Source organism: Oscillibacter sp. CU971 (genome assembly GCF_905219725.1).
GTDB lineage: Bacteria > Bacillota > Clostridia > Oscillospirales > Oscillospiraceae > Oscillibacter.
This window is the reverse complement of record NZ_CAJMXG010000491.1, coordinates 1-1,359: the sequence shown is the minus strand read 5'-3', so window position 1 is coordinate 1,359 and position 1,359 is coordinate 1. Positions and strand designations below refer to the sequence as shown.

Sequence of the window (1,359 nt, the reverse complement as noted above, 5' to 3'; positions counted from 1 at the left end):
CCGGGGGGTCCGGCTGGCTCCCCTCGCCATCGTCCAGCATAAGCCCTGCAAAGTCAGCTTCAACCCGTATCTGGACAAGGACTATTTTTCCCAGCTTCAGCACCGCCGTGACGAACAGAAGGTCAACGGCAAGTATAAAGCGGTCTGGCAACGACAAGGAGGCCGCTGTGCGTTTTGCGGGAACCCCATGCTGGCAGACCAAGAAGTTGAGGTAATCGAGAAGGTGATCGGCAAGGGGCGGCGGGTACAAAACCTGATTTACATTCACCGTCAATGCGCCTACGATATGTTCTCGGATTCGGATGATACCTTTGGGGAACACATCGACCTCTTTGAACTGCTGGGGGACTTCGTTGACACCGCCCCTTTGAGAGAATCCCCATACCTCGAATTGCGGGAATACTTCCGCCTGTCTGATAAGTCCCCTCTGACCCTGACCTTCCGACAGATCGAGCAAATCCTTGGTGACAGCTTACCAGCAGAAGCGTACTTCTACGATGCTTTCTGGTATGAGAATATGCCGGGAATGACCTCGCCCATGTGGAGAGAGGAAGGATACCCTTTCCATGCGATTATCCCGGACGAGATTGACTACTACATTTCCGATACCTGGACAAGCCAAGGATATGAAATAAAGGCTCTCCACCGCCATGACGAGCGTGTGGTGTTCCGCCGGGTGGTCACAGGCGTGTCCGGCGTGAGAATCCCCAAAGCCCTGACCGCCCGGAAACTGCCTGACGCGCTCGTCTATAAATTGGAAAAGCTGCTAAAACAGTTTGTTCGGGAGCATGGGTTGTAGCGTTCTTTTGCATAATTTATAGAAACTAGACAATACGTGATTAGTATGGTATGATAAAGGCCACATGATGAAATGAGGACAAGCCCATGACAGATGTAGAACGGCGTACCGCCGCCGCCCGATTTGCGGTGGACTGGAAGGGCCGGGGTGATGAAAAACAGGAAACGCAGCGGTTTTGGATTGAGCTGCTGACGAAGATTTTTGGCGTTGATGGTTCCACTGCCATTTCTTTTGAAGTCCCGGTGAAGCTGGACCATACCAGTTTCATTGACGGCTATATTGAATCCACCCGTGTCCTAATTGAACAGAAGGGCCGGGATATTGACCTGCGAAAAGGATACAAGCAGTCTGATGGCAGTATGCTCACCCCTTATCAGCAGGCCAGAAGATATGCTGGGTATCTGCCCCATGACCAGAATCCCCGCTGGATCATCGTCTGCAACTTCCAGGAGTTCCAGATTCACGATATGAACCGCCCCAATGACGAGCCGGAAGTTCTCAAGCTGGCGGACTTGGAAAAGGAATTTCACCGTCTGCAATTCCTGGTGGACACTGGCAGC

The 1,359-nt window shown here is 52.3% G+C and carries 2 protein-coding genes; both read left to right on the top strand.

Features of this window, described 5'->3' with window-relative positions; genetic code table 11:
• Positions 1-799: HNH endonuclease (locus JX325_RS16850; RefSeq protein ID WP_204792174.1), on the top strand; the 799-nt coding region annotated here is incomplete at its 5' end.
• Between the two features lie 86 nt (positions 800-885).
• Positions 886-1,359: type IIL restriction-modification enzyme MmeI (locus tag JX325_RS16845; protein WP_374220663.1), on the top strand; the 474-nt coding region annotated here is incomplete at its 3' end.